Consider the following 22263-nt stretch of genomic DNA (forward strand, 5'->3'; position numbering starts at 1 on the left):
TTGCGAATCAAACTCCTTAAACTAAAAGGGAAAAAGAGATTTTTGTTAGGGAAGAAGACGGGGTTTCTGAAACAATCTCAATAGGATGTAACTGATCAACGGTCAACCGTCAACGGTCAACCGTCAACAACCCCCACTTTGGAATGTTCCCGCTTTTTGTTACAATCTGTAAACAAATGGTTAAGGAAAAGGGCAGTCTAAAAGATGCGGGTTGCGATCGCAGGAGCAGGTTTAGCGGGCATGACTACGGCAATAGACCTCGTAGATGCCGGACACGAAGTCGAAATTTTTGAATCTCGCCCCTTTGTGGGTGGGAAAGTCAGCAGTTGGATAGATGCCGATGGCAACCATATTGAAATGGGGTTGCACGTCTTTTTTGGCTGCTACTATAACTTATTTGAACTGATGCGAAAGGTGGGAGCCATTGACAACCTCCGGTTAAAAGACCATACCCACGTTTTTGTCAATACCGGAGGAAAAACCGGAAGTTTAGACTTTCGCTTCATTACCGGAGCCCCCTTTAACGGGTTGAAAGCCTTTTTCACCACTTCCCAACTCTCGGTACTGGATAAATTACAAAATGCGATCGCATTAGGGACTAGCCCGATTGTCCGAGGGTTGGTAGACTTTGAAGGGGCGATGAAAATTATCCGCGAATTAGATCGGGTGAGTTTTGCCGACTGGTTTCGCAGTCATGGCGGTTCTGAAGGCAGTTTAAAACGGATGTGGAACCCCATTGCCTATGCGTTAGGATTTATCGATACCGAGGAAATTTCTGCTCGGTGTATGTTAACGATTTTCCAATTTTTTGCCGCAAAAACAGAGGCGTCTGTATTGCGAATGTTGGAAGGATCTCCAGCCGAATATTTGCATAAACCCATTGTTAACTATTTAGAACAACGAGGAGTAAAAATTCACACCCGGCGTCGAGTTCGAGAACTTCAATTTGAGGAAATCGACGGGAAAACTTATATTACCGGAATGATAGTAGCAAAAGGGGATACAGAAGAAACCATTATTGCAGATGCTTATGTTTGCGCTGGCGATGTTCCCGGTGTGCAGAAAATGATTCCTTCTGCTTGGCGAAAATGGTCGGAATTTGACAATATTTATAAATTAGAAACCGTTCCCGTAGCAACGGTACAACTGCGGTTTGATGGTTGGGTAACGGAATTAAATGATCCCGAAAAACGTCAACAACTAAAACAAGCGGCTGGCATTGACAATTTATTATATACGGCTGATGCAGATTTCTCCTGTTTCTCCGATTTAGCGTTATCGAGTCCGGCAGATTATTATCGAAAGGGACAAGGATCTTTATTGCAATTAGTGTTAACTCCGGGTGATCCGTTTATTAAACAAAATAACGAAGAAATTGCCCACCATGTTCTCAAACAAGTTCAGAATTTATTTCCCAGTTCCCGTGAACTGAATATGACTTGGTATAGTGTGGTGAAATTAGCTCAATCTCTATATCGAGAAGGGCCGGGAATGGATGCCTATCGTCCGAGTCAAAAAACTCCGGTTGCTAATTTCTTTTTAGCCGGAAGTTACACGCAACAAGATTATATTGATAGTATGGAGGGGGCAACAATTTCGGGACGACAAGCGGCTAAAGCCATATTAGAAACCAGTTTTCCTCATCTAAAACCTTCTCCTGTCGTTGTTTAATGATCAGGGGGGTTAAAGAAACTGGGTTTCTAATCGTGATATAGGATAAAATTAACCTATATCCTTCATAAACCCGGTTTCTATATTATATTACATCGATTTAATATTATGGCTGATTGGTTAGAACATAGTGTCCAAGTTGAAGTTCCAGTTCCCATTGATGTGTCGTGGAATTTATGGTCAGATTTGGAACAAATGCCCCGATGGATGAAATGGATTGATTCGGTTACAATTTTAGAGGATAATCCTGATTTATCTCGCTGGAAATTAGCGACGGGGAATTTTGAATTTAGTTGGTTATCACGGATTTTAAAACAAATTCCTAATCAAATTATTCAATGGGAATCAGTAGATGGTTTACCGAATCGGGGAGCAATTCGGTTTTATGATCGTCATGGGAGTAGTATTGTTAAATTGACGATTTCTTATGCGATCCCCGGAATTTTAGGACAACTGATGGATAATTTATTTTTGGGGGGGATAGTAGAGTCAACGATTCAAAAAGATTTAGAACGATTTAGAGATTATGCCATAGAATTCTATAGTAATTCTTTGAATTAATATATAAAAATCCCTATTATGAATTTACCGTCGTTTTTATGGCTATGGAAAATAGCGGCTTGGTCAATGGGATGTTCGGTCTTCGCTTACCTTGTATTAGCGATGACGGGAGGATGGATGCTGTATTCACGCCAAAGTAAACAACCTCGACCCAAGGGACTCAGAACACTGCATTATTTTGTGGGTGCGGGGATGGTGTGTTTAGTTTTGGCTTTACTGGCGATTGGTTTAGTGGGAACCTTGGGATATTATGGCAGTTTAGGACATTCGATTCATCTGGCTGCGGGATTAATTGTGGTGAGTTTAGTGTTAGGATCGGGTTGGAGTGCTACCCAAATTAATCCTAAAAATCCTTGGGCGCGATCGCTCCACATTAGCCTGAATATAGGTTTATTTTTTGCTTTTACTGCGGTATCTTTATCTGGGTGGGTGATCGTACAGAAATATTTACCTTAAGCCTAAATTCAATTCAAAACTTGATCATTAATTGAACTAAATTAACAATTTTTCATCAGACTTAATCCGATGAAAAATAAAATATTAACTCTTAACATTAACTCTTAACTCCTGTTTAGACTCCCTAAACAAAGCCATACTGAAAGGCCCGAAGGAACATCTCTACGGACTCCAAAAGCCAAGATACAATGAGGATAGGAATTGATTTCAGTGGAAATACGGTTCAGCGATTGAAACCCGTGTAACTGTTAATTTCCGATCTACGATCAGTGCAAAATCGTTTCCTTTAGAGGATGGGTGCAAATACAACCTCGTTCACTGCCAAATAGCACATCTAAGGTCACACCGCCATGAAATTGCGAAAGAAAACACTGCTCATTATTGGTGCAGCCCTGATTGGGTTAATCGTGGCGATGTACATTACCGCCTCTATGTTGCTGGTGCATGATTTTCGCCACCTAGAAAGCCAATATGTCCGTCAAGATGTTGTCCGGGCTTTAAATGCGATTAATGATGACTTAGATAGTTTAGATTTGATCGCCCAGGATCAGGCTAAATGGGATGACACTTATCGGTTTATTGATGCTCAAAACCGCCAATATGTGGTTTCTAACTTAGTTGATACCACCTTCGCCGATTTACGGCTCAACCTATTTATCCTGATGAACCCCAAAGGTGAAATTATTTTTAGTAAGGGGTTTGATTCCCAACGCCGTCAGGAAACACCGATCCCCCCCAGTGTATCTTCGTATCTTACCTTAAATAGCCCCCTTTTAGCGAGTCTCAAACAACCACATTTAACTCCCTCTCCCATTCAAGGAATTATTGTTTTACCCGAAAGTCCTTTATTGGTGGTTTCCCGACCGATTTTAACCAGTACCGCCACCGGGCCAAGTCGAGGGGTATTAATTTTAGGGCGTTATCTCGACGCCCCTGAGATTCAACGATTAGCTGAAATTACTCAACTGTCATTGACTCTTGATCGGATTTCGGAAGGAATGGCCAGTAATCCCTTTCTATTGTCTCCTCAAATTCAACCCTACGCAGAAGCAATTATTGATCCTCAAGCCATTCGGTTGCACTCTTTAAATGCAGAAACTGCGATCGCATCAGCCACAATAGCAGATTTGAATGGAGAACCAAAATTATCTTTACAAGTTCAAGTTCGTCGTCCAATTTATCAACAAGGTCAAACGACTTTAGCCTATTTCACTTTATTTTTATTAGTCGTGGGGTTAATTTTCGGAGGAATCACCCTATTATTATTAGAAAAATTAGTGCTGGCTCGACTCACCGCTTTAAATAGTTCGGTTAACCAAATTGGGGAAAGTGGAAATTTAGCCTTAAGAATTACCGTAGCCGGAAAGGATGAATTATCGAGTTTAGCCGAGGCTATTAATGGAATGTTACAAGCTTTAGCCGATGCTCAATCTCAAGGTCAAGAAAGTGAACAACGCTATCGATTAATGGCGGAAAATTCAACCGATATGATTACCCGCCATTCTCCCGAAGGGGTATTTTTATATGCGTCTCCGGCTTGTCGCACTTTATTAGGATATGAGCCGGAAGAATTAATCGGAAATCCGTTACCCTGTTTCATCCATCCTGATGATTTAGATGTGATTGTTAAAGCTTATCGTATTATTTTACAACAAAATGTTATCTACACTATTGAATATCGGATTAGTCATAAAAACGGCGATTATATTTGGTTTGAAACCACCAGTAGTGCGATTCGGGATCTGACAACCGGAAGCGTTCAGGAAATAATCGGAGTATCCCGCGATATTACTGAACGCAAACAACGAGAACAACAACTTCAAGACAGTGAATCTTCTATTAGAGCACTTTATCAAATTACCTCTTGTCAGGACTTCACTTTTGAAACTCGACTACAACAGATTTTAGAATTAGGCTGTGCTAAATTTGGTTTAGAATATGGAATTTTATCCCATGTTCAAATCGATGGGAACAGGGAACAGGGAACAGGGAACAGGGAACAGGGAATAGGAAATTACGAAATTTACCCCCGCTTAGAAGAGAGTCAAGAAGTTGATTATACCTATAAAATTATAGCCGTAGCTGCCCCGAATCAATCCATTCAAGCCGGACAAATTTATAAGTTAGAAGATACCTTTTGTCAAATCACAATTCGAGCTAAACAACCCCTTTATTTTGAATCGATTAAATTTTCGGGTATACCCTTTTGTCCGGCTCATAAAATCCTCCCCATTGAAGCTTATATGGGGACTCCGGTGATTGTGGATGGAGACGTATACGGAACCCTGTGTTTTTGGAGTTCTCAAGCTTTATCTGAGCCATTTCAAGCGGTAGATCGAGATTTATTAAAATTAATGGCACAATGGATCGGCGGTGAAATTGAACGTCAAGAAACCGCTAGTGCTTTAGCAAAGGCACGGGATCAAGCTTTAGCAGCAACCCGGGCAAAAAGTGAATTTTTGGCAACAATGAGTCATGAAATTCGCACGCCTATGAATGCTGTTATTGGGATGACGGGGTTACTGTTAGATACCACCTTAACCCCCATGCAGCAGGATTTTGTAGAAACGATTCGGAGTAGTAGCGATGCGTTATTATGTTTAATTAATGATATTTTAGATTTTTCTAAAATTGAATCAGGAAAGCTGGATTTAGAAAATCATCCTTTTAATTTAAGAACTTGTATTGAAGAATCTTTAGATTTATTAGTCACTAAAGCAGCGAGTAAAAATCTGGATTTAGCCTATTTAATTGATCCTTGTACCCCGAATCAAATTATTGGAGATATGGCAAGATTACGCCAAATTTTAGTTAATCTCCTGAGTAATGCGGTGAAATTTACTGAGAGTGGAGAAGTGGTTGTGTCCGTAACGGCTGAAAAACTCGATGATCCGAGTAATGATCAACCTCAAAATTTACAAAAATATCCAGATAAAGATAGTTCTATTAATCATTCTATATCCTGTTCTTTCTATGAAATTAAAGTTGCGGTTCAAGATACCGGAATTGGCATTCCCTCGAATGGAATGGATCGGTTATTTCAGTCTTTTAGTCAAGTAGATTCTTCGATTAATCGTCAATATGGAGGAACAGGTTTGGGATTAGCGATTAGTAAACGATTAGCTGAACTCATGGGGGGTCAAATGTGGGTGGAAAGTCGAGGCGCAATAGCTGGAGATCCTCCAGAGAATTTTAAACTTGAACAATCTTTAGATTCTTTTTGTATATTAGATGGAGAAGGTGCAGACGAAGAGGAGAATAAAACCGAAAAAATTACCGAGACTCGCCCAGGTTCAACCTTCTATTTTACTGTTGTTGCTCAGTCTTGTTCAAATTTATCTCCTGAATGGTCAACGCTACATGAGTTAGCGGGAAAACGGTTATTAATTGTAGATGATAATGTTAGTAGCCGACAAATGTTAAAGCTGCAAACCCAAGCTTGGGGAATGTCAAGCCAAACGGTTAAAAATGGGGCGAAGGCGTTGGAATGGTTGCAGCGTAAACAGTTTGATGTGGCAATTATTGAAATGCAAATGGCGGCGATAGATGGGTTAACCTTAGCAAAACAAATTCGTCAATTACCCTCCTGTCAAAATTTACCCTTAATTTTATTAACATCAGTGGGGGGAAAAAATTTAGGGAAATCTAAATCGATTGAAATTGCAGCTTGTTTAAATAAACCGATTAAACAATCCCAACTTTATAACGTTTTAATTAATATTTTGGGAGGCGAACCTTTAGAGGTTCATGTTCAAAGTCAAACCTATTTACACAGTCGAAATCGGGGAACGTTACGACCCTCACAGGATATTCCTTTATTAGCGGAAAAATTACCTTTACGCATTTTATTAGCAGAAGATCATCTGGTTAATCAAAAAGTTGCGTTACAAATTTTACAACGGATGGGATATCGGGCGGATGTGGCGGGGAATGGTTTTGAAGTCTTAGAAGCGTTGCGTCGTCAACCTTATGATGTGATTTTAATGGATATGCAAATGCCGGAAATGGATGGGTTAGAAGCGTCCCGTCAGATTCAAAAATTATATGGAAATCCTCAGCAATCTCAACTGATGCGACCTCGAATTATTGCGGTGACAGCGAATGCAATGGAAAGCGATCGCAATGAATGTATGAATGCGGGAATGGATGATTATATTAGTAAGCCGATCCGCATGGAACAGTTAATCCAAGTTCTGAGTAAATGTCAACCTCTTCAAGACCTTCCTGTTACTTTAGATTCTGAAACAACGAACTATAAACCCTTAAATGTTACTTTAAATCAACAATTACCTTTAATAACAATTACTTCAACTCCAACGATTTTGGATGCTAAAGTTTTACAAGGATTACGAGAGGTAGAAGCCCTGGAAGAAGTGATTGAAATTTATCTTGATACCGCCCCGGAACTCTTAGAAGCTATTGCAATTGCGATCGCTAATATTGATGCTAAGGAATTACAACCCGCCGCCCATTCTCTAAAATCAATTAGTGGAACTCTCGGCGCTTTTAGTTTGTCAGAACAATGTCAAAAATTAGAAACTCTAGCGCGTCATTATAATCAAACTCAAAATCCTTTATCCCTAGCCGAAACTGAAACGCTCTACACCCAAATTCAAACGGAATTTGAGCAAGTTAAAATTGCATTACAAGCAGAATTAATATGAAATCCAATTGAAAAGAGGGCGGGTTTAGTCAGATTCTTGATCAGAATTGAATATTGTTACAGAACCCGCCCCTACATTTTATTGTTGAAAAAATGCGATCGCATTTGAGTAATAATCAACAATTAAACCGTAGGGGCGGGTTCCGAGACCAGCTTTAATGATTAGTAATTATCTCCCTAAACCCGCCCTCTATTCTCAGGCGATCGCATTGAAAAGAGGGCGGGTTTAGTCAGATTCTTGATCAGAATTGAAGATAATTACAGAACCCGCCCCTACATTTTATTGTGGAAAAAATCTGATCGCATTTGAGCAATAATCAACAATTAAACCGTAGGGGCGGGTTCCGAGACCAGTTTTAATGATTAGTAATTATCTCCCTAAACCCGCCCTCTATTCTCAGGCGATCGCATTGAAAAGAGGGCGGGTTCCGAGACCAGCTTTAATGATTAGTAATTATCTCCCTAAACCCGCCCTCTATTCTCAGGCGATCGCATTGAAAAGAGGGCGGGTTTAGTCAGATTCTTGATCAGAATTGAATATTGTTACAGAACCCGGCCCTACATTTTGTTGTGGAAAAAATGCGATCGCATTTGAGCAATAATCAACAATTAAACCGTAGGGGCGGGTTCCGAGACCAGCTTTAATGATTAGTAATTATCTCCCTAAACCCGCCCTCTATTCTCAGGCGATCGCATTGAAAAGAGGGCGGGTTTAGTCAGATTCTTGATCAGAATTGAAGATAATTACAGAACCCGCCCCTACATTTTATTGTTGAAAAAATCCGATCGCATTTGAGTAATAATCAACAATTAAACCGTAGGGGCGGGTTCCGAGACCAGCTTTAATGATTAGTAATTATCTCCCTAAACCCGCCCTCTATTCTGCTTCTAAGAGGGGTGGGTTTAGTATTGAAAAGGGAAAAGGGAAAAGGGAACAGGGAACAGTAAGAATTAAAAATTACGAATTACGAATTAATTGAATTAATCATTCGTAATTCGTAATTCGTAATTATTAGTTGACTATTGACAACCCTTTTCCTAAAACTCTTAAATCCCAGCACCATCTAAAAACTCTTGAATGGTACGATCTTGAAGACGGCAATGGGTCGCAGTCAAAACCAAGTATTCTTGATCAGAATCTCTGGTTTGTTCTGGGAAAGTTAGCCTATCTTGATCAGGACAATATTCCAATTTCAGAGCCGCTTCAAGTTGATCTTGAGCAACGGAGGACTGTTGTTGCAGTGTTTGTACCTGCTGTTCCAATAGTTCAATCCGATCCACTAACATCCGAATCACTTGCGCTTCTGAGTCAGGAAGACTGCCATGTTCAAGGGGATCAATCCGAACCCCAGAACGATAGACAATACGGCCGGGAACACCAACAACAGTACAATCAGTTGGAACATCCCGCAGTACCACCGATCCCGCCCCAATGCGGACATTATCACCCAGTTGGATATTGCCTAAAACTTTCGCTCCGGCTCCAACAACAACATTTTCTCCAAGGGTCGGGTGACGCTTCCCACTTTCTTTCCCCGTTCCCCCCAAGGTCACACCTTGATAAATTAGGCAGAAATCTCCTAAAATAGCTGTTTCACCAATCACAACGCCCATGCCATGATCAATGAATACACCTTTGCCAATGACGGCGCCTGGATGAATCTCAATCCCGGTCAAAAAGCGAGCGATATGGGAAATCAGACGAGGAATAAACGGAAGTCCCAAGGCATATAACCCGTGTGCTAGGCGGTGAAATAACAAAGCCTGAAGACCGGGGTAGCAGAACAGGACTTCTAACCAGTTGCGAGCCGCAGGGTCACGCTCAAAGATAATGCGGAAGTCATCTCGAAGGGTCTTAAGCACCATTAATAGCCAATTATTGTTTACAGACCACTCTTCTCATTTTAAAGGATGAAGGCATCTGGATCACGTTTCGTAATTCGTAATTCCCCATTCCCTGTTCCCTGTTCCCTATTTTAAGATGGATGTTGTTATTACTCTTAAGCCTGATTACATTTGGATCTATGTTGGTTACTCAGGTGGCGATTTTACTCCCCACTGATGCGATCGCAAGCCTACATTTGCCCAATTCGATAACTTTAGTCGTACTATTAGTCGTACTATCTTGGTGTTTCGGTGAATAAATCTAAAATTTTAAATAAGAGTGAATATGGAGAGCAATTATTCTTGGGGTACGGGTGTTCGTCAGACTGAAATTCCTTTGCGATCGGCTCAAAAACGAGATATCCGTCCTTTACATCGTGCCGTATTATTAATGTTCTTGGCAACTCTGGCAATGGGTTTGCATTCGTTTCGTCTGGTGCAACTGCAATTTGTCGAAGGCGAGAAAAACCGAGAACGCGCCGAGGACAATCGCATTCGCCTGATTCCTGTCCCATCCAATCGGGGTTATATTTTAGATCGCCAGAATAAACCCCTAGCTGCCAATCATTTAACCCGTGCCTTATACATTTGGCCCAAGGAGCAAACACCAGAACAATGGACGAAAATTGCCGCGATGCTGAGTCCAGTTCTGAACATGACTCCTGAACAGATTTTAGCTCCGATTGAAAAGGTGGGGTATCAATCCGCAACTTCCGTGAGAATTAGTCAGTTTTTGACACCCCAGGCTTTTGTTTGGTTAGGAGAAAAATCCGCCGAGTTACCCGGTTTGGAAGTCAGAACCGAATCCAGCCGTTATTATCCCCAAGGGAGCATCGCCTCACAGGTCTTGGGCTATATTGGTGAAGCCACCTCCGAGGAGTTGAAAAAACACCCGCAATGGCCGATGGGGATGGTTGTGGGACAGTTGGGAATTGAAGCGATGGCTAATCAACAACTGTCCGGGGTTTGGGGTTCTCGCTTAATTGAAGTCAATAGCATGAACCAAGAATTACGAGAACTGGGTGAACGCGCCTCTGAAGGGGGAAAAAATGTTAAATTAACCCTTGATTTGGATTTACAAAGAACCGCAGAAACAGCCCTCGGAGATCGTCGAGGGGCGGCTGTGGCGTTAAATCCTAAAACGGGAGAAATTTTGGCAATGGCCAGTAGTCCCCGGTTTGATCCGAATATTTTTACTAAACCCATCAGTCAAAAACAATGGCAAGAACTCCAAGGCGAAGATGATCCGTTTTTAAATCGAGCCCTGCAAGGATATCCACCCGGTAGCACGTTCAAAATTGTGTCCTCGGCGGCTGCTATGGGTTCGGGTAAATTTACTCCAGATTCCGTGCTGGGTACTTATGCTTCGATTACGGTAGGAGGGATTACCTTTAATGAACATAGTGGGGGTTATGGGGTAATTGGCTTTCGAGATGCTCTCGCTTTCAGTAGCAATACGTTTTATTATCAATTGGGAATGGCCGTGGGGCCGGAAAATATTGCCGAATGGGGTAAACGCTTGGGAATTGGGAACACCAGTTTAGAGCTTTTAGGATTACAGGAAGGGTCAGAAGGATTTATCCCCACCCCTGAAGATAAGGAAAAAACCTATGGGGAACCCTGGTATTTGGGGGATACGGTTACGATGTCTATTGGTCAAGGGGCTGTGTTAGCCACGCCGTTAGAGTTGGCGGTGATGGTTTCTGCGATCGCAAATGGCGGTTATCGCGTTAAACCCCATCTATTAGCTGATTTAACCAAAACCGCGAAAACGAAACCGGAACCTACAGGACTCAAACCAGAAGCGGTTCAGGTGATCAAAGAAGGGCTGATTGCTGTGGTTGAGTATGGGACGGGTCAAGGGATGAATGATGGTTCAATTCCTTTAACCGGGGGGAAAACCGGGACTTCGGAAGTATTGGGACAAACCTCTCACTCCCTGTATGTGACCTTTGGGCCTGCTAATAATCCAGAAATTGCGATCGCCGTTGTGGTGGAAAATGGCGGTTATGGCTCAAAATCGGCCGCTCCTATTGCTAAAGCCATGTTTCAAACTTATTTTTCTAAGGGAACAGGGAACAGGGAACAGGGAACAGGGAATGGGGAATAGGCAATAGGCAATAGGCAATAGGCAATAGGCAATGGGGAACAAGTCAAAAACTCACCGAATGAGATGATTTTTTCCTTGTTCCTTGTTTCTTGTACCCCTATTTTTTATTCCATTGTTAATACTAATTTACCTCTGGTGACTCCGGCTTCTAATACTTTGTGAGCAACAGAAGCTGCTGCTAAGGGAAAGGTTTGATTAACTAATATTTTTAATTTTCCTTCATCCATTAACCGAGCGCATTGTTGCAGAATTTTAGCCTGATCTACTTGATCATTAATCCGGGCTTGTAACATCGGTGTTAACATTAATTCTAAACTCATGCGTAAATTTCGTAACCGAGCTTCTTTTAACGTTCCTAACTTGGGATCAGGTTCTAAAATACTCACTAAATCCCCATAATTTTTAACCGCTAAAACCGTTTGATAAAATACCTCTTTGCCAACAGTATCAAACGCTAAATCAACCCCTTCTCCCTGCGTCCATTCTAAAACCTTCTCCACAAAATCCGTTGCTTTGTAATTAATTACAAAATCTGCCCCTAATTCCTGCACAAACGCCCCATTTTCAGCAGAACTAACCGTTGTGGCAACTTCTGCTCCTTGTAATTTTGCTAACTGAATGGCAACATGACCCACGCCACCTGCACCCCCATGAATTAACACTTTTTGTCCCGGTTGTAATCTTCCCCGGTCATACAACGCTTCCCAAGCCGTAATTAAAACTAAGGGGGATGCCGCCGCTTCAATAAAACTCAAACTTTGGGGTTTCAAAGTAGCGAATTTTTCATCAATAACGGTTAATTCTGCATAATTTCCATAGTCTCCACCGAGTCCCCCATTACAGAAATAGACGGCATCTCCGACTTGAAATTTTTCCACTTCTGAGCCGATGGCTTCCACAATTCCCGCCCCATCACACCCTAAAATAGCGGGCATTTGATCAGGATAAAACGTACCTCTACTGCGTAATTTTGTATCAATAGGATTAATTCCCGCCGCTTTTAAGCGGACTAAAATTTCAGTGGCGGATTGAATTTTAGGATCAGGGACTTCTTGAAATTGCAAAACATCGGGTTCCCCAACTGCTGTCATAATAACTGCTTTCATAAGTCATCCTCAGTAATTAGTAATCAGTGTAGAGATGGGCTATGGCGCGTCTGTATCCTTAATCGGTAAAATAATCAAGGAGAATAAAGCCCTGAAGGGCTTACTACAGGCGGGAAAGATCTGACTTAACCCGCCCGTACCCGTCAACAGTCAACAGTCAACCGTCAACAATTACTGTATTACATCGTTAACGATTGCACATTGGTTTCAATTAATTTTGCCAAACTTTGCAGAAATGCGGCTGCATCGGCGCCATAAATAATTCGATGATCGCAAGTAATATTCACTTGCATTTGGCGTTTAACCGCCATTGAACCATCGGGAGAAACCACTAATTGAGGACGGGATGCACCTACCGCTAAAATTCCACCTTGACCGGAAGGTAAAATCGCATCAAACAGATCTACCCCAAACATTCCCAAATTGGATAGGGTAAATGTTCCACTGTTGTACTCATCCGGTTGTAACTGTTTAGCCCTAGACCGTTCGACTAAATCTTGCCAAGTTCGAGACAGGGAATAAATATCAATTTGATCGGCATTTTTTAACACCGGAGTAATTAAACCGCCATCGGGCATTGCTACGGCGATCGCAATATTAATACCCGCATGATATTGAGTCCCATTTTCGACATAACTGGCATTCACAATCGGATGTTTTTGTAACGTTAATGCCACTGCTTTTGCTAACAGTGCCGTCATGGTTACACCTTTGGATTTCAGTTGTTTATAAAGCTGATCCAAAGCATCCGTTGTAATCGTATATCCCACCCGGAACACCGGAATAGACAAACTCGCCGTCATATTTCTGACAACGGCGCTTTGCAGGGTGTTCATCGGTGCGATTTGACCCAGAGGAACAGCCACAGCCACCGGAGCCGGAGCCTTAGCCACAGGCTGACTCACGGCGGGGGCTGGGATCTGAGGTTGAGTCTGGGGTGCAGCCGGACGTCCAGAGGCTGTTTCCACGTCAGTAGCGACGATGCGACCATAAGGCCCACTTCCGGTTAATGTCGCTAAATCTAAATTCAGTTCTTTCGCTAATTTGCGGGCACGGGGAGAGGCCACAATCCGGCCATTCCGAGGCGTTACGGTAGTCGCTTCCATAACAGCCGTCGCCACAACGGGACTGGCTGCAACAGTTTGAGTGGCGGGTGCTGGGGCGGAAACTGAAGCACTCGCAGAGGAGGCTTTCTGTTTCGCCTGTTCAATTTCCCCTTGGGTTTCTGCGATTAACGCAATGGTATTGCCCACCGGGGCGGCTTCTCCAGCCGGAACAATAATCGTTGCCAAATAGCCTTCATAGAAGGATTCTACATCCATATCGGCTTTATCTGACTCAACGATCAGAACGGTTTCCCCTTTTTCAACTTTATCGCCGGGGGACTTTTGCCAAGAAACAATTTTACCCTCGGTCATCGTGGAACTCAGGGCGGGCATAAAAACTTCATGAATTGCCATAAGCGTGATCAGAAATAGAGTTCAAACGTGAAATCAGTGTTGATTGTTTACGATGTCCGGGCGGGGTAACCCCCAAAGCGTGTCAACTTAAGCCAAAAACTGGTGATTATAGCCCAGATTAGATCCCCCTAAATCCCCCTTAAAAAGGGGGGGTTGGGGGGATCGTTCCCCCCTTGTTAAGGGGGGTTAGGGGGGATCTAGGACGCTTCAAAAAAATCAAAGAACTTTCGGTAACAAGCCTACTTTTAGCGCGATTGTTGACACTCCTTGGGTGCCCCCGCCCCTACGAATGTTGAGGTGTTGCGAGAATGCCCATTCCCGATTCCCAATTAACCGTCAACCGATAACCGACAACAATCTTTAAATGTCTCCGCGAATTTCTTCAATGACACCATCTCGTAAAAGAACTTCCACTTGCATTTTAGTGATCAAATTGTCACCTTCTACAACGGTAAAGATACTTTCAATTTGTCCCTGACTGACTTCTTGTTCAAGTTCTAAGGTTTGAACTTGTTGAAGTTGTTGCAAGTGTTGATTTTTCTGATCTAAGAGTTGACTTTTGCGTTCATTAACCTGAACTTGTATATTTTCTACTTGTTGCAATGCGTCGGGGCCAAGGGGATGCAGACTTTGGCGTTTAATTTCTGCCACCATCCGTTGTCCATTCATTTCTAACTGTTGCAACTCACTATCAATTTGATTAATTTGGACTTGAAGTTGCTGTTGAGCTTCTTCCTTCCAACGGGGTGTGACCACCGCTTTCACGTTGATCGGTCGTTTTAACAGTAATTGTCTGAGATTGTCCATAAGTTGTTATGCCTGTCCGTTGTCAGTCCTCCGTCACCCGTGCAACGTAAAGGCGACGCGCACGTCGCCCGTACACAACCGTTCATCGACTTGAATACACAAAATGTGTAGGACGGTGACGGCTATCCTCAGTTGATCAGTTTCTATTCAGCTTAGATTGCTAACGGGTGACGGTTTCATACATTTTGTTAATCATATCGCGGTAGCGTTCCATTACAACCGGGCGCTTGACCTTCAAAGTTTGGGTTAACATCCCATTTTCAATCGAGAAAGGTTCTCGAAGTAGCTGAAACGGGCCGATTCGATCATCAATCCGATAACTGGGACGGTTTTTGACTTCCCGGTTAAGTTCCTCTCGGAACAGGTTTTGGATGTTGGGACTGTCTAAGGTGATTCCCTGAGTTGAGTTAAGGGCTTCTTCAGGTAGTTTCAAGTTGAGATTTTGCCGAGTTGCCCACTGTTTTAAGGCCTCTAAATTGGGAACAATTAACGCCCCTAAGCTTTTTTGATCCTGACCCACTAACATAATTTGATCAATATAGGGACTGCGTAAACAAGCATCTTCAATGGCTTGGGGTTCAATATTTTCACCATTTGTTAAAACAATTGTATCTTTTGCCCGACCTGTTAATACCAAGTCATTTTGCGGGGATAACCAACCTAAATCTCCGGTATCAAACCATCCATCCTCATTAATCGCTTTAGCTGTGGCTTGGGGATTTTCAAAATAGCCCGTCATCACCTGTGGCCCCCGTGCTAAGATTAACCCTTTTTCCCCACAGGGCAAGATTTGACGGGTTTCGGGGTCAACAATACACAGTTCAGTTTCGGGGATGGGTCTACCCGATGACCCGCGTAAATTATGCCGTTCTCGACGAGCACTTAACACCGGGGCGGTTTCAGTTAACCCATATCCCACTAATAAATTAATCCCCACACTTTCATAGAAATTTTCCAGGTGCATAGCGAGGGAACCTCCGCCACTAATGGCAAATTTCAGTTGTCCCCCGGTGGCTTCTCGAACTTTTTGATACACTAAGCGATCGCCTAAACGATGCAAAGGCGCTAATAGCCAAGTTTGTAACTGAGCGAGGAATTTTTCAGAGCTTGAAGCAGGTTCTAAATTTAAAGTTAATCCTTGCACAACCCGACGGGCTAAAATATATCTTTCACTGACGGAAAGGAAAAAGTTAACTATTTTTTGTCGCTTAGGAGGTTGTTCTCGAAATTGTTTTTGTGCACCCTCATAAATCGATTCCCAAATTCGAGGCACACTGATCATATAATGGGGTTTAAATTGTTTTAAGTCTGGTTTAAAATAGCGAATACTCGTATAAACAACGGTGCAACCTTGGGATAAACAAAAATATTGTCCGGTGCGTCCAAAAGTATGCCAAGTGGGAAGAATACTCAGAAATACTTCTCCGGGGTCGGGGTTAATTACATCAGGAATAGCATTAATTTGATGCAGTAAATTCCCATGAGTTAACATCACTCCCTTGGGTTTTCCGGTTGTTCCTGAAGTATAGAGGAGTGTGGCTAAGGTTTCTCGACTGTATTGAACAGGTTTAAAAGGGGTATTTTTCCCTTTTTCCATCAGTTGACTAAAGTTTAAAACTGGAATCGTCGGTAAATCATGAGAATTGGGGGTTTCATCCGATAGCAAAATCACAAATTGAATCGGTAAATCTTCAATTTCAGGACGCAATTTTTTCAACAGAGCAAAGTTTTCTAGCACTAAGCCTGTACTACCGCTATCTTTAAGAATATAAGCTAATTCGGCGGGATCGGCTGTTCCCCCGCGCACAACATCCGCCGCTCCAGCACTGAGTATTCCTTGATCCGCAATCATCCAACGAGGGCTATCATCGGAGAATAGGGCAATGCGTGGCGGTAGCCCATCCGTTGTGGCTTCTATTCCCAAGGTTTGTAACCCGGTGGCAAATTGTTGAATTTGCTGCCACACTTGCGAATAGCTCAGACGCACTTCTGGCTTCCCATGAGGGTCATGTAGCGCAATAATTTGACCGATATTTTGGCTCAAAATCGGCCAAATTTCAGGAAAACATTGTAGAGAAGAATACACAGAACGCCAGTCAGTCAGATTGATCATAGCAAACTATTTTAGTCAGTCAACAACGTGGGTCGGAACATCCACAATCGGATGATTCTCTATCTATACTGTGACTATCATCGTATCTTGCTTATGAGTCTCAAGATAAACAGAGGACAGATTTTTGTCTGGCTCAGGTTTAGCCGATCAAGGTTTGGGTTAACAGTCAACAGTCAACCATCAACAATTATAGTTTATGTTAGAATTTACTGCCCGATATGATTTTATTGATTGTCCGACTCCCGAAGAACATCGCATGGCTTACTGGGAATGGGGAGATCCAAATAATCGAGAGGTTTTAATTTGTGTTCATGGTTTAACCTTAAATGGGAGAAGTTTTGAGAGGTTAGCAACGGTTTTATCCTCCCATTATCGAGTCATTTGTCCTGATTTAGTCGGTCGAGGAAATAGTGATTGGTTAACTGAACCTAAATATTATGTTTGGCCGACGTATTTCGCTGATTTGGTGTATTTTTTACAACAGTTAAATTTGCATCAGGTTGATTGGTTGGGAACATCCCTAGGCGGAGTTATGGGAATGTTTATGGCGGCAGAATTTCCCCAACAGATAAAAAAATTAGTCTTAAATGATGTGGGAGCGTTCCTATCTCAAAAATCCCTGGAAAAAATTGCCAACTATTTATTATTTTCTCCTAAAGAATTTTCTAATTTAGAACTTGCAGAAAATAACCTGCGGTCAATTTATGCTGGTTTTGGAGATCTCACCGATGAACAATGGAAACAGTTATTAAATATCTCAATTGTTCCTGATTCTGATGCTGGATATCGTTGGCATTATGATCCGCAACTGGCGGCTCCCTTTGCTGAACAAAATGGCATAACTTCAAAAGATATTGAGTTATGGGATACTTGGTCTAAAGTTACCTGTCCGACCCTATTAATTCATGGAGAAAATTCGGAATTATTACTTCCAGAAACAATTGAAAAAATGCAGCTAGATCATTCTAATTTAGAGGTTGTTCATCTTCCTAATATTGGTCATGCACCCGCTTTGATGGCTGAAGATCAAATTTTAAGGGTTCAAAATTGGTTACTCAATTTCTAATTTTGATTCATAATTAGGTATACAATTTAAAGGATAAATTATGGCTGTTGATTATGATTTAGTTGTGATTGGTGGCGGTTCTGGGGGGTTAGTTATTGCGAGTGCTGCGGCGCAATTAAAAGCCAAAGTTGCTTTAATAGAACGCGATCGCTTAGGGGGAGATTGTTTATGGTTTGGCTGTGTTCCCAGTAAGTCTTTAATTCATGCCTCACGGGTGGCTTATGAAGTTAAAAATGCAGCTAAATTTGGCATTTATACCGACAATTATAACATTAATTTTGCCCAAGCAGCAAGTCATGTTCAACAAGTTATTTCTACTATTCAACCTCATGATTCTCCTGAACGGTTTGAATCTTTAGGGGTTGAGGTAATTTTTGGAGACGGTCAGTTTTTAGACAACAAAACCTTTATTATTAACGGACGTAAATTAACCGCTAGAGCTTTTGTAATTGCAACGGGTTCGCGTCCAGCTATTCCCAATATTCCAGGGTTAAATCAAGCGGGTTTTCTCACCAATGAACAGGTGTTTTCTATACAAGATTGTCCTCAATCTTTAGCCATTATGGGAGGAGGGCCAATTGGCTGTGAACTCGGACAAGCCTTTTCGCGCTTAGGGTCAAAGGTGACAATTTTATCCAGTCGAAATCAGATTTTACCCAAAGAAGATCCTGAAGCGGCAAAAGTGGTTCAAGATCAATTGTTATCGGAAGATATTGTGATTTTAAATAATACCAAAGCGGAACGCATAGAAATCGAAAATAGTCAAAAGAAAATTATAGCTGGGAATCATACCTTTTTAGTCGATGAAATATTAGTCTCTGTGGGACGAGTTCCTAATGTTGAATCCTTGAATTTAGAAGCGGCGGGTGTTACAATTAGTCAATCGGGTATTAAAGTTAATGATAAACTCCAAACCATTAATCCCCGTATTTACGCTTGCGGAGATGTGATTGGTGGGTATCAATTTACTCATGTTGCGGGTTATGAATCCGTTGTTGTGCTAACCAATGCCCTCTTTTTTCCGATTAGTAAAGTTAACTATCGGGTGATACCTTGGGCGACATTTACCGACCCGGAATTAGCGAGAGTGGGGTTAACAGAACAGCAAGCAAAGGAACAGTATGGAGAGGATGTTTATGTTTTGAAACAACCTTTTTCCGGTGTTGATCGCGCCCAAGCTGAAGCAAAAACCCTAGGATTTGCTAAAATTATTACTAAAGGCAATGGCGAGATTTTAGGGGCTCATCTCGTGGGTGCATCGGCTGGAGAGTTAATTCATGAAATTGTTTTAGCGATGTCTCATCGTCTCAAGGTTTCTGCTTTGACGGGGATTCATATTTATCCGACTTTATCTGAAGTTAATAGTAAAGCAGCTTTATTATTAAAAAAACAACAATATGCAGCGAATACTTGGCAACAAACCCTTTTAGAACGGTTTTTCAATTGGAGGCGATCGCTTTAATTAAAACTCATGAAAATTCTAACTTTAAATCTTCGTTATGATAAACCCGATCAAGGTAACAATGACTGGAAGTTTCGCCGTTATGCGATCGCCAAATTAATTCAAAGCCATGACCCGGATATTATTGGAACCCAGGAAGGAAAAGCCCATCAAATTTTAGATTTACATCGATTATTACCCCAATATCAAAGTATTGGGACGGATCAAATTGGTAATGGAACTGGAGAATATTGTGCTATTTTTTATCAAATTAAACGGTTTCAATGTATTAAATCAAAAGATTTCTGGTTAAGTGATACCCCGAACTTAGTGGGGAGTATGAGTTCAACCTGGGGAAATTCTACGCCTAAATTAGTGAGTTTTGGGGTGTTTATTTCCAGAGAAACCCAACAACAAATTACCGTTTTTAATACCCATTTAGATTATCACAGTGAACAATCTCGAAAATTGAGTATTCCGTTAATTCAAAAACAATTGAGTCAAGTTAACCCGGAGAATTCGTTATTAATATTAACCGGAGATTTTAACGCTGAACCCAATAGCGAAGAACGACTAGCTTTATTAAAACCCCTTTCTAATAAAATTAAATTATTAGATAGTTTATCCGATATTCCCTTAGAATCTCAACAAACCTTTCATGATTTTACAGGGGAAGCGATCGCCGCCGTTGATACGATTTATTATGACCATCGTTTACCCTTAAAATCTGTTACCATTGATATTAATCAAATCGAAGATATTTGGCCGTCGGATCATTTTCCGGTGATGGCAGAATTTAATTCCCTTATAGCTACACCTAGTTAGGATTGAGCTATTAAAACCACAGCACAACGAGGACTCAAATGATAATATTTTCCTGTAATCGGTGGTGCAACATTTAAACTACTAATATCATTAGGAACCGCTAAGGCTGTATCAACCAAACGATGCCAACGTTCCCCTTTAGAGAGGGGAGGTAACTGAAAGTTCAAGGGTTCCCAATAGGAATTTAACATAATATGGAGATGTTCGCCTTTTTCAGGATGATATAAACTAAACGCGATCGTGCGAGAATTTTCAGCTAAATCAGGTTTTCCGATGCGAACTCCATGCCAAATAACATGGGGTAACTCACTCTGGATATCCACTTCTAAAATATCCTCTAATTGAAACAGATGGAGTTCTTTTTTAAAGCGGATTAAGCTTTTCACAAACCGCAATACATCAGGATGTTTGCCGACATCACTCCAATCAAACCAGCCTAATTCATTATCCTGACAGTAGGCGTTATTATTCCCGAATTGGGTTCGACAAACCTCATCCCCCATTAACATCATCGGAGTTCCTTGAGACAGTAATAATATCACCCAAAAGTTTTTAATTTGTTGCAGGCGTAAGGCTTGAATATATAGGTCATCCGTTGAACCTTCAACTCCACAATTCCAACTAAAATTATACTCAGAACCGTCTCGGTTTTCTTCGCCATTGGCTTCATTATGTTTTTCATTATAACAGACTAAATCATTCAAAGTAAAGCCATCATGACAGGTGACAAAATTAATACTACAATGCACTTCTCGATCGGGATGGGGATAAATATCAGGACTTCCCATAATTCGATAAGCTAACTTTTCAACTTGTTCTTCATCCCCTTTAACAAAACGACGGACATCATCCCTAAATTGTCCATTCCATTCTCCAAAGCGATCGCCTGCTAATGATCCAACTTGATATAATCCTCCCGCATCCCAGGCTTCAACAATTAATTTAGCTCCGGCTAATACCGGGTCAGATTTAATAATCCATAAAATCGGCGCATCATCAATCGGATTTCCTTCTTTATCACGCGATAAAATCGAAGCCAAATCAAAGCGAAACCCATCAACGTGCATTTCTGAAACCCAATATCGCAGACTATCAATAATTAACTGTCCTGAAATTTCATGATTCGCTTTAATCGTATTTCCACAGCCACTATAATTACTATAATAAGCCAGATTATCTTTTTCCAAAATATAGTACATACTGTTATCAAATCCCCGGAAAGATAACGTCGGGCCGTCTTCATTCCCTTCGGCGGTATGGTTATAAACCACATCTAAAATTACTTCTATTCCGGCTTTATGAAATGCCTTGACCATATCTCGAAATTCATTAACCGGGCCAAAATCATCTCGACAGAAACTATATTCTCGATGGGGAGCAAAAAATGAAATGGTACTATATCCCCAATAGTTACTTCGAGGAGGAACTGCATCCTGTTGATCAAATTGATGAATGGGGAGTAATTCAACGGCGGTAATTCCTAAATCTTTTAAATAGGGAATTTTTTCCACTAATCCCGCATAGGTTCCCCGTTTTTCTGGGGCAATTCCTGAGTTAGGATTGCGAGTAAAACCGCCAACGTGCAGTTCATAAATAATCGTTTGGGAGTAGGGCAATTCTAAAGGTTTATCCCCTTCCCAGTCATAAGTTCTCTTGTCAATCACAACTCCTTTTAACGCTTGGGCGCAATTATTTCCCGGCACAGAAGCCGCTGATCGACTATAATTTTCAGTATTAACAATGGCTTTAGCATAGGGATCTAATAATACCTTTTCGGGATCGAAACGATAGCCTAATTCTGGTTTATATAAGCCATAAACGCGATAGCCATAAATCTGTCCGGCTTCAATTCCGGGAACAAAAATATGCCAATAATAAAAGGTTTTATTTTGTTTCGGGTTAAAGGGAATAATATCAGTCGGTTCAGACGCATCCGGGCTATCAAACAGTAATAATTCTATAGCAATACAATTTTTAGAAAAAACACAAAAATTTACCCCATTTGGATAAACCGTAGATCCCAAGGGGAAACTTTGACCGGACAAGACCTCAAGATTCACGCCTTTAACTCCTTGTGGGTTTTCTGTGTTGTTAATTGCT

At 41.5% G+C, this 22263-nt stretch carries 15 protein-coding genes; 9 read left to right on the forward strand and 6 right to left on the reverse strand.

The window, feature by feature from the left end:
* Window positions 1-204: 204 nt before the first annotated feature.
* The 5 genes from zds (at window position 205) to PL8927_RS24180 (ending at window position 7866) form a co-directional block, all read left to right on the forward strand.
* Window positions 205-1671, forward strand: a complete 1467-nt coding sequence (gene zds, locus PL8927_RS24160; protein ID WP_083626017.1) for a 9,9'-di-cis-zeta-carotene desaturase — start codon at window positions 205-207, stop codon at window positions 1669-1671.
* A 108-nt stretch (window positions 1672-1779) separates the two neighbouring features.
* Window positions 1780-2232, forward strand: a complete 453-nt coding sequence (locus PL8927_RS24165; protein ID WP_083626018.1) for an SRPBCC family protein — start codon at window positions 1780-1782, stop codon at window positions 2230-2232.
* Between the two features lie 18 nt (window positions 2233-2250).
* The gene (locus tag PL8927_RS24170) at window positions 2251-2688 is read left to right on the forward strand and encodes a DUF4079 domain-containing protein (RefSeq protein WP_083626019.1); all 438 of its coding nucleotides are present in this window, start codon (window positions 2251-2253) and stop codon (window positions 2686-2688) included.
* A 350-nt stretch (window positions 2689-3038) separates the two neighbouring features.
* Complete coding sequence (locus PL8927_RS24175; RefSeq protein WP_083626020.1) at window positions 3039-7352, forward strand: response regulator; 4314 nt, start codon at window positions 3039-3041, stop codon at window positions 7350-7352.
* A 358-nt stretch (window positions 7353-7710) separates the two neighbouring features.
* Window positions 7711-7866: a hypothetical protein gene (locus PL8927_RS24180; RefSeq protein ID WP_156093320.1), complete on the forward strand. Its 156-nt coding sequence runs from the start codon at window positions 7711-7713 to the stop codon at window positions 7864-7866.
* Window positions 7867-8398: 532 nt separating this feature from the next.
* Here the strand turns inward: PL8927_RS24180 and cysE are convergent.
* Complete coding sequence (gene cysE, locus PL8927_RS24185; protein ID WP_083626530.1) at window positions 8399-9214, reverse strand: serine O-acetyltransferase; 816 nt, start codon at window positions 9212-9214, stop codon at window positions 8399-8401.
* A gap of 307 nt (window positions 9215-9521) precedes the next feature.
* On the opposite strand from cysE, the gene mrdA reads away from it, so the two are divergent.
* Window positions 9522-11345 carry a penicillin-binding protein 2 gene (gene mrdA / locus PL8927_RS24190; RefSeq protein WP_083626021.1) on the forward strand — a complete coding sequence of 608 codons (1824 nt, stop codon included), beginning with the start codon at window positions 9522-9524 and terminating at the stop codon, window positions 11343-11345.
* Window positions 11346-11449: 104 nt separating this feature from the next.
* Here the strand turns inward: mrdA and PL8927_RS24195 are convergent, their stop codons facing one another.
* From PL8927_RS24195 to PL8927_RS24210, 4 genes are all read right to left on the reverse strand, one after another.
* Window positions 11450-12451 carry a zinc-dependent alcohol dehydrogenase family protein gene (locus PL8927_RS24195; RefSeq protein WP_083626022.1) on the reverse strand — a complete coding sequence of 334 codons (1002 nt, stop codon included), beginning with the start codon at window positions 12449-12451 and terminating at the stop codon, window positions 11450-11452.
* Window positions 12452-12630: 179 nt separating this feature from the next.
* The gene (locus PL8927_RS24200; RefSeq protein WP_083626023.1) at window positions 12631-13911 is read right to left on the reverse strand and encodes a dihydrolipoamide acetyltransferase family protein; all 1281 of its coding nucleotides are present in this window, start codon (window positions 13909-13911) and stop codon (window positions 12631-12633) included.
* Window positions 13912-14271: 360 nt separating this feature from the next.
* Window positions 14272-14718, reverse strand: a complete 447-nt coding sequence (locus PL8927_RS24205) for a YlqD family protein (protein WP_083626024.1) — start codon at window positions 14716-14718, stop codon at window positions 14272-14274.
* A 160-nt stretch (window positions 14719-14878) separates the two neighbouring features.
* Window positions 14879-16831: an AMP-dependent synthetase/ligase gene (locus tag PL8927_RS24210; RefSeq protein WP_083626025.1), complete on the reverse strand. Its 1953-nt coding sequence runs from the start codon at window positions 16829-16831 to the stop codon at window positions 14879-14881.
* Between the two features lie 196 nt (window positions 16832-17027).
* Here PL8927_RS24210 and PL8927_RS24215 point away from each other — a divergent pair, with 196 nt between their 5' ends.
* The 3 genes from PL8927_RS24215 to PL8927_RS24225 are packed head-to-tail and all read left to right on the forward strand — an operon-like array spanning window position 17028 to window position 20163.
* Window positions 17028-17897 carry an alpha/beta fold hydrolase gene (locus PL8927_RS24215; protein ID WP_083626026.1) on the forward strand — a complete coding sequence of 290 codons (870 nt, stop codon included), beginning with the start codon at window positions 17028-17030 and terminating at the stop codon, window positions 17895-17897.
* A gap of 40 nt (window positions 17898-17937) precedes the next feature.
* Window positions 17938-19359, forward strand: coding sequence for a dihydrolipoyl dehydrogenase family protein (locus PL8927_RS24220; RefSeq protein WP_083626027.1), 1422 nt, complete (start codon window positions 17938-17940; stop codon window positions 19357-19359).
* Window positions 19360-19368: 9 nt separating this feature from the next.
* On the forward strand, window positions 19369-20163 hold the full coding sequence (locus PL8927_RS24225; protein WP_083626028.1) for an endonuclease/exonuclease/phosphatase family protein: 795 nt from the start codon (window positions 19369-19371) through the stop codon (window positions 20161-20163).
* Here the strand turns inward: PL8927_RS24225 and glgX are convergent.
* Entirely contained in the window at window positions 20160-22223 is a 2064-nt protein-coding gene (glgX, locus tag PL8927_RS24230) for a glycogen debranching protein GlgX (RefSeq protein WP_083626533.1), read from the reverse strand. The genes PL8927_RS24225 and glgX overlap by 4 nt on opposite strands.
* Window positions 22224-22263: the final 40 nt, after the last annotated feature.

This window comes from Planktothrix serta PCC 8927, from assembly GCF_900010725.2.
GTDB classification, from domain to species: domain Bacteria; phylum Cyanobacteriota; class Cyanobacteriia; order Cyanobacteriales; family Microcoleaceae; genus Planktothrix; species Planktothrix serta.

What these genes read in the sequence shown, in the direction of transcription:
- PL8927_RS24215 (WP_083626026.1), top strand. Translation starts at nt 17,028, where the DNA reads ATGTTAGAATTTACTGCCCGATATGATTTTATTGATTGTCCGACTCCC.
- PL8927_RS24200 (WP_083626023.1), bottom strand. Translation starts at nt 13,911, where the DNA reads ATGGCAATTCATGAAGTTTTTATGCCCGCCCTGAGTTCCACGATGACC.
- PL8927_RS24220 (WP_083626027.1), top strand. Translation starts at nt 17,938, where the DNA reads ATGGCTGTTGATTATGATTTAGTTGTGATTGGTGGCGGTTCTGGGGGG.
- PL8927_RS24175 (WP_083626020.1), top strand. Translation starts at nt 3,039, where the DNA reads ATGAAATTGCGAAAGAAAACACTGCTCATTATTGGTGCAGCCCTGATT.
- mrdA (WP_083626021.1), top strand. Translation starts at nt 9,522, where the DNA reads ATGGAGAGCAATTATTCTTGGGGTACGGGTGTTCGTCAGACTGAAATT.
- zds (WP_083626017.1), top strand. Translation starts at nt 205, where the DNA reads ATGCGGGTTGCGATCGCAGGAGCAGGTTTAGCGGGCATGACTACGGCA.
- PL8927_RS24195 (WP_083626022.1), bottom strand. Translation starts at nt 12,451, where the DNA reads ATGAAAGCAGTTATTATGACAGCAGTTGGGGAACCCGATGTTTTGCAA.
- PL8927_RS24180 (WP_156093320.1), top strand. Translation starts at nt 7,711, where the DNA reads ATGATTAGTAATTATCTCCCTAAACCCGCCCTCTATTCTCAGGCGATC.
- PL8927_RS24225 (WP_083626028.1), top strand. Translation starts at nt 19,369, where the DNA reads ATGAAAATTCTAACTTTAAATCTTCGTTATGATAAACCCGATCAAGGT.
- PL8927_RS24170 (WP_083626019.1), top strand. Translation starts at nt 2,251, where the DNA reads ATGAATTTACCGTCGTTTTTATGGCTATGGAAAATAGCGGCTTGGTCA.
- PL8927_RS24165 (WP_083626018.1), top strand. Translation starts at nt 1,780, where the DNA reads ATGGCTGATTGGTTAGAACATAGTGTCCAAGTTGAAGTTCCAGTTCCC.
- PL8927_RS24205 (WP_083626024.1), bottom strand. Translation starts at nt 14,718, where the DNA reads ATGGACAATCTCAGACAATTACTGTTAAAACGACCGATCAACGTGAAA.
- PL8927_RS24210 (WP_083626025.1), bottom strand. Translation starts at nt 16,831, where the DNA reads ATGATCAATCTGACTGACTGGCGTTCTGTGTATTCTTCTCTACAATGT.